The sequence below is a fragment of the Plastoroseomonas hellenica genome (assembly GCF_018129085.1).
In the GTDB taxonomy this organism is placed as follows: domain Bacteria; phylum Pseudomonadota; class Alphaproteobacteria; order Acetobacterales; family Acetobacteraceae; genus Plastoroseomonas; species Plastoroseomonas hellenica.
On record NZ_JAAGBB010000003.1, the window covers coordinates 236,180 to 242,420 of the forward strand.

Sequence of the window (6,241 nt, forward strand, 5' to 3'; positions counted from 1 at the left end):
CGCCAGGCCGCTCAGCCGGCCTCCTGCAGCAGGAAGGGCACGTTGCAGCCCCGCGCCACGTTGCGCACATGCTCGGCCAGGCTGTCCGGGATCGGGATGCCCTCTCGCTGGCGGCGCACCCGCTCCTGGTCCTCGGGATCGCCGGGGATGAGCACGGGCTTGGCCGGATCGACCGGCTTCGTCGCGCGGAGGGCGGCGATCTCCTCGTCGAGCTGCGCCTCGAACGCGCCGGGCGCGCGCACGGAGCCGGGGTTCAGGGCCAGGAAGAAGTGCCCGATATCGTCCGGCTGCCCCTTCTTCCGCTTCGGTTTGTGGATCGCCGGGAAGGCCGCGCCGGCGAGCGTCCCGGAGAGGATATGCGCCATCATGGCCAAGCCGTAGCCCTTGTGGCTGCCCATGTCGCTGGTGCCCCCGAGCGGCGTGATGCCGCCGCCACGCGCATTGAACAGACGATCATACCCGGCATGCGGATCGGTCACCGGCGCACCCTTCTCGTCCAGCACCCAGCCGTCCGGCAGCACCTTGTCCTTGAGGTGGTAGACCTTGACCTTGTTGCCGGCGACCGTCGTCGTCGCCATGTCGAGCACGAAGGGCCGCTCGGTCGCCGCGGGTGCGGCGAAGGCGATCGGGTTGGTGCCGAGCATCGGCTCGGCGGCCCGCGTCGGCACCATCAGCAGGTTGCGCGCGGCGCTGGTGACGAGGCCGATCATCCCGGCATCGGAGGCCAGCCGCGCATAGTAGCCGGCGGCACCGAAGTGATGGGAATTGCGCACCGCGACGACGCCGATACCGAAGGCGCGCGCCTTCTCAATCGCCAGCTTCATGGCGCAGAAGGAGACATAGTGGCCGAGCGAGGCGCCGCCATCCATCAGCACCACGGCGCCGGCATCGCGCTCGATCTGCGGACGCGCATCCAGGCTGAGCTGCCCATCGCGGCGCATGCCGTCATACATCATGACCATCGAGATGCCGTGGCTGTCCACGCCCATCAGGTCGGTCTCGACCATCACCTCGGCGGTGGTCTCCGCCATGTCGGCGGGCATGCCCCAGGCATGGAGGATCGCGAGGATCTGGGCGCGGACGCTGTCCGCGGTGGCGTTCATCGGCATCGGTGATCTCTCTTCAGTACCAACTCAATCGACCGACGCGCCAGTCGCGTGCACGATCGGCACCCAGCGTTCGATCTCGCTCGCGATGAAGGCACGGGTCGCGTCCGGCGTCATCCCCTCCGGGATGGTATTGCCGAGCTGGATCAGCCTGTCGCGCACATCGGGCTGCCGCAGCACCTCGGCGATCTGCTCGTAGAGGAACTGGCGGATCGGCGCCGGCGTGCCGAGCGTCGCCGACCAGGGCGTCCAGGTGGTCGCCTGATAGGCAGGTAGCCCGGCCTCCGTGCTGGTTGGCAGATCGGGCGCCATGGGGGAGCGTTGCGGAGTCGCGATCACGATGCCTCGCACCGTCCCGGCGCGGATCGGCTCCGAGAGGAAGCTGATGGTATCCGCCTGGAAGGCGGTGCGGCCCCCGGCGAGGTCCGAAAACGCCGCGGCCGAGCCCCGATACGGCACATGCGTCGCCTGCACGCCGAGCAGCGAGACCAGCATGGCGCCCGCGATATGGCCCGTCGTACCATTGCCGGAAGAGCCGTAATTGTAGCGACCGGGATTGCGCAGCAGCAGGTCCCGGAACTCCGCCAGTGTCGTCACGTTGAGCGAGGGGTGTGCCGCGACTGCGATCGCCGAATGGCTGCTGATCGTCACGTGGTCGACGCCGGTCAGCGGATGCACGGCGAGGCGCCGGTAGAGCCCGACATTCAGCGCATGGCTGCCGAGCGCGCCGACCAGCAGCGTATAGCCATCCGGCGCGCTGCGCGCGAGCTCCCCGAAGGCAACGATGCCGCCGCCGGAGGGCCGGTTCTCCACCACGAATTGCTGCCCGAGCCGCTGCGACAGCGCCGTCGAGATCAGCCGCGCATTGATGTCGGCATTGCCGCCGGCCGCCAAAGCCACCAGCACGCGCACCGGCTTGTTCGGGTAGTCACCGGCCCGCGGCTGCGCCGCGGCCAGCGCCGGCACCAGCAGCGCCAGCGCGGCGACGATCAGGCGTCCCATTGTCTCTCCCCTCCCCGCTCAACCAATGCCGTGTTCGAGCACCCCTATTCCTTCGACCTCCAGCGCCAGCCGGTCGCCAGGTTTCAAATATCGTGGCGGCTTGCGGAAATGCCCGGATCCCGCGGGCGTGCCAGTCGCGATCACGTCGCCGGTGCGCAGCCGCATGTAGCGGCTGAGCCACGCGATCAGTGCCGCGACCGGGAAGATCAGCTCCGCCGTGTTCCCCTCCTGCACCGTCTCGCCGTTCAGGCGGCAGGACAGCGCCGTGCGCCAGGGCTCGCCAAACTCGTCGGCTGTGACAATCCAGGGGCCCATGGGGCAGAAGCCGTCGAGCCCCTTGGCGAAGCTCGTCATCGCCAGCGGCTGGTCGAACTGGAACTCCCGCGCCGAGATGTCGTTCAGGATGGTGTAGCCGGCGACATGCTCCAGCGCCTGGCTCTCCTCCACGCACCAGGCCTCCCGCCCGATGACGACCGCGAGCTCCACCTCCCAATCGGGCTTGGTGACGGCGGGCGGAATGCGCACCACGCTGCCCGGGCCGCAGACCGAGGAGGCCGGCTTCAGAAAGATGCGCGGCACCTCCAGCTTCGGTCCGCCGACCTCCGCCGCATGGGCGCCGTAGTTGCGCCCGACGCCGAGGATCTTGCCCGGCAGCAACGGCGCCAGCAGCCCCGCGATCGGCCGCCGCAGCGCCGCATTCTCCGGCCGCGCCGCGAAGGCGATGGCGCGGGAGGCAGCCGTCATCGCCGCCTCGTCCGCCAGCAGCGCGATCATGTCGTCCGGCAGCAGCAGCGCCGCCTCATGCGCCGCGACATCGAGCGCGTGCTGCAGCGGCACCATCCAGGGACCGATGATCCCCGCGAGGCGCGCCGTCGTGCCATCCTGGAAGCGCGCGAGCCTCATGCCGCGATCGCCGCGTAGTCGAGACTCGCCATCACCTGGACGCGCAGGATGTAGCGATGCTCGTCCGGCCCGTAATCGGCGACCGCGTTGTGCGTGGTGCCGATATTGTCCCACATCAGCACATCGCCTTCGCGCCACTCATGGCTGTAGAGGAAGCGCGCCTCCGATTGGTGTCGGAACAGGAAGTCGAGCAGCGCGTCGCTCTCCGCCTTATCCAATCCTTCGATCACCGTTGCGTAGCCGGGATTGCAATAGAGCACGCGGCGGCCGGTCACCGGATGGGTGCGGAAGATCGGCTGGCTGACCGGCGGCTTCTTCGCCCGCTGCTCCGGTGTCAACGCCTGGCGGATACTGCCCGGCCGCGCCCGCATCATGTCCCAGAATTTTTCGAAGTCATGAATGGCGCTGCGGCCTTCGAGGCGGTCCCGCACCTCGGCGGGCAAGGCTTCATACGCGGCGTGCTGGTTGCGGAACTGCGTGGCGCCGAGCGCCCGTCCGTCGCGCCGCGGCACCCGCTTGGCGTGCAGCACATTCGCCAGCGCGATGTCGTGGGAATAGCTCATATCGGTGTGCCAGCCCTGGCCGGCGTCGTGCAGGCCGACCGGCTTGCCCGCGTCGTCCTTCATGTTCGACAGCAGCATCACCTCGGGATGGTCGGGTGCGTGGAACATGTTCGCGACATTCACCTCGAGCTCCCCGAACCGGGACCCGAAGGCCGAGAGCTGCGCAGCATCGAGATCCTGATCCGGGAAGCAGAGCACCCCGAACTCACAAAGGGCGCGCAGCACCTCGCGCCGGGCCGCGTCGTCCAGTGGCTGCGCGAGATCGATACTGGTGACGCGGGCGCCCAGGCCCGCATTGTTGGGCGTGATGTGCATGGCCGTTACCCCCTCGGGCAAAGCCTCCGCCAGACCGTGGCTTCCGTCAACGCGAAGCGCGCGGCAGTCTACCGGCATGAGAAACGTGGTCATCATCGGCGCCGGCATCGTCGGCCTCTGCCTCGGCTGGCACTGCGCGCGGCGCGGCATGAACGTCACGCTGCTCGATGTGGGGGAGCCGGGCGGCGGCGCCTCCTCCGGCAATGCCGGGGCGATCAGCGCGGGGTCGGTGGCGCCGCTCGCGATGCCCGGCGTGCTGCGCCAGGTGCCGGGGATGCTGACCGACCCCAAGGGCGCGCTGCACATCCCGCCGACCTATTGGCCACGCGCCCTGCCCTGGCTGCTGCGCTTCCTGGCCAGCGCGCGTCCCGCCCGGGTCGAGGCCATCGCCAGCGCGCTTGCCGCGCTGCAATTCGGCGCCATCGAACGCCACCGCGAGATCATGGCCGCGGAAGGCGCGCTCGACCTGGTCCGGGAGACCGGCCAGCTCTATCTCTACCGAGACGAGGCGCATCTCGCGAAGGACAGCGCGAGCTGGGAGTTGCGCCAGCGGCACGGCCTGCGGGTCGAGCGCCTGGATGCCGCCGGCATCGCGGCACTCGAGCCGGGCATCGCCCCCGATTACACGCTCGGGCTCCTCCTGCCGGAGCAAGGCAGCGTCGCCAACCCAAAGCGCCTGGCGGAGGTTGTAGCACGCGGCGTCGAACGCCAGGGCGGGCGCGTCCTGCGCGGCCGTGTCTCCGCCATCGCGACCGAGGGCGGCCGGGCGATCGGAGCCATGACCGAGGCCGGGCTGGTGGCCGGCGACATCACCGTACTCGCCGCCGGCGCCTTCTCGGCCCGGCTGCTGGCGCCGCTCGGCATCCGGGTGCCGCTGGAGAGCCAGCGCGGTTATCACGTCATGCTGCCCGACGCCGGCGTCGCCCCGCAGCGGCCGATCATCCCGGCCGACCGCAAGGCCTTCATCACGCCGATGGAGCACGGCCTGCGCATCGCCGGCACCGTCGAGTTCGGCGGCCTCGACCGCGCACCCAACCCAAAGCGCGCGGCGCTGCTGCTCGAGGATCTGGCGAAGGTCTATCCGCAGGCAAGCACGCAGGGTGCCGAAGGCTTCTGGATGGGCCATCGCCCCTGCCTGCCCGACAGCCTGCCCGTGCTGGGGCCGGTCGCGCGCATCCCCGGCCTCTGGTGCGCCTTCGGGCACGGGCATCTCGGCCTGACCGGCTCGGCACCGACCGCGGCACTGCTGGCCGCCGCGATGGCGGGCGAGACGCCGAACACCGACATTGCCCCTTTCGCCATCGAACGTTTTTGACCGGGAGGACGCCATGACACGCAAGGTCCTGATGATCACCGGCGCGGGACGCGGCATCGGCGCCGCGACCGCCCGCCTCGCCGCCGCACGCGGCTATGACCTGCTGCTCACTTGGCGCGGCAACGAGGCCGCCGCGCAGGCAAGCGCCGCGACCTGCGAGGCAGCCGGTGCTGCCGTGGAACTGGTGCGCGCCGATGCTGCCGACGAGGTCGAGATGCTCGCCGCCTTCGCTGCCCTCGATGCCCGCTTCGGGCGCATCGACGGGCTGGTCGCGAATGCCGGTATCACCGGCCCGATGTGCCGCCTGATGGACAGCAGCCTCGCCGACTGGGATGCGGTGTTCCGCCTGAACGTCCTCGGTCTCTACCTCGCGCTGCGGGAGGCCGCGAAGCGCATGTCCACGGCCCGCGGCGGCCAGGGTGGCGCCATCGTCGCCCTCTCCTCGCGCGCCGCTGAACTCGGCAGCCCCGGCGAATTCATCCACTACGCCGCCAGCAAGGGCGCCGTGGACAGCATCACCATCGGCTTCGCCAAGGAAGTCGCAGCCGAAGGCATCCGCGTCAACGCCGTGAGCCCCGGCCTGATCGACACCGAGATCCATGCCACCGCCGGTGCCCCCGACCGCGTCCAGCGCTTCGGCCCGATGATCCCGATGGGCCGCGGCGGCACGGCGGAAGAAGTCGCTGAAACCATCCTCTTCCTGCTCTCCGACGCCGCCAGCTACATCACCGGCGCCCGCCTGCCGGTCGGCGGCGGGCGGTGATGAGGGCGCGCCCTGGGGAAGGCTCTGCCTTCCCCAGACCCCATCCGCCAGGAGCATAGATGCTCCTGGACCTGCTTCACTTGGCGCCCTGATGGCCGAAGGGGCCGCCCACTTCGGGGCGGCCCCTTCGGCCATCAGGGCTCTAAAAGTACACGGGGTCCAGGGGCCTGTAGGCTCCTGGTGGGGTGGGTCCGGGAGGGGCAAAGCCCCTGTCTAGCCGGGGACATCACTGACAGTTTGGACCGGAGACATGGCTGACAGTCTCCTTGTTTTG

6 protein-coding genes are annotated in these 6,241 nt (G+C 69.9%); 2 read left to right on the forward strand and 4 right to left on the reverse strand.

The window, feature by feature from the left end; genetic code table 11:
- Nucleotides 1-11 precede the first annotated feature (11 nt).
- From GXW71_RS03965 to GXW71_RS03980, 4 genes are read right to left on the reverse strand one after another with little or no spacing between them, the layout of a single operon-like run.
- Complete coding sequence (locus GXW71_RS03965; RefSeq protein ID WP_211851091.1) at nucleotides 12-1,109, reverse strand: Ldh family oxidoreductase; 1,098 nt, start codon at nucleotides 1,107-1,109, stop codon at nucleotides 12-14.
- Nucleotides 1,110-1,133: 24 nt separating this feature from the next.
- Complete coding sequence (locus GXW71_RS03970; protein WP_211851092.1) at nucleotides 1,134-2,108, reverse strand: Bug family tripartite tricarboxylate transporter substrate binding protein; 975 nt, start codon at nucleotides 2,106-2,108, stop codon at nucleotides 1,134-1,136.
- An 18-nt stretch (nucleotides 2,109-2,126) separates the two neighbouring features.
- Complete coding sequence (locus GXW71_RS03975) at nucleotides 2,127-3,011, reverse strand: fumarylacetoacetate hydrolase family protein (protein WP_211851093.1); 885 nt, start codon at nucleotides 3,009-3,011, stop codon at nucleotides 2,127-2,129.
- A complete protein-coding gene (locus GXW71_RS03980; protein ID WP_211851094.1) occupies nucleotides 3,008-3,889 on the reverse strand; it encodes a TauD/TfdA dioxygenase family protein in 882 nt (293 codons plus the stop codon). The genes GXW71_RS03975 and GXW71_RS03980 overlap by 4 nt, the downstream gene beginning before the upstream one ends.
- Before the next feature lie 76 nt (nucleotides 3,890-3,965).
- Between GXW71_RS03980 and GXW71_RS03985 the strand changes: the two genes are divergently transcribed.
- Together GXW71_RS03985 and GXW71_RS03990 are read left to right on the forward strand one after the other, a co-directional pair.
- The gene (locus tag GXW71_RS03985; RefSeq protein ID WP_211851095.1) at nucleotides 3,966-5,204 is read left to right on the forward strand and encodes an NAD(P)/FAD-dependent oxidoreductase; all 1,239 of its coding nucleotides are present in this window, start codon (nucleotides 3,966-3,968) and stop codon (nucleotides 5,202-5,204) included.
- Nucleotides 5,205-5,217: 13 nt separating this feature from the next.
- A complete protein-coding gene (locus GXW71_RS03990; protein ID WP_211851096.1) occupies nucleotides 5,218-5,967 on the forward strand; it encodes an SDR family oxidoreductase in 750 nt (249 codons plus the stop codon).
- The last annotated feature ends 274 nt before the right edge of the window (nucleotides 5,968-6,241 follow it).

Bases quoted from the DNA above. Each gene is read 5' to 3' on its own strand.
- GXW71_RS03965 (WP_211851091.1), bottom strand. From the start codon at position 1,109: ATGCCGATGAACGCCACCGCGGACAGCGTCCGCGCCCAGATCCTCGCG.
- GXW71_RS03970 (WP_211851092.1), bottom strand. From the start codon at position 2,108: ATGGGACGCCTGATCGTCGCCGCGCTGGCGCTGCTGGTGCCGGCGCTG.
- GXW71_RS03975 (WP_211851093.1), bottom strand. From the start codon at position 3,011: ATGAGGCTCGCGCGCTTCCAGGATGGCACGACGGCGCGCCTCGCGGGG.
- GXW71_RS03980 (WP_211851094.1), bottom strand. From the start codon at position 3,889: ATGCACATCACGCCCAACAATGCGGGCCTGGGCGCCCGCGTCACCAGT.
- GXW71_RS03985 (WP_211851095.1), top strand. From the start codon at position 3,966: ATGAGAAACGTGGTCATCATCGGCGCCGGCATCGTCGGCCTCTGCCTC.
- GXW71_RS03990 (WP_211851096.1), top strand. From the start codon at position 5,218: ATGACACGCAAGGTCCTGATGATCACCGGCGCGGGACGCGGCATCGGC.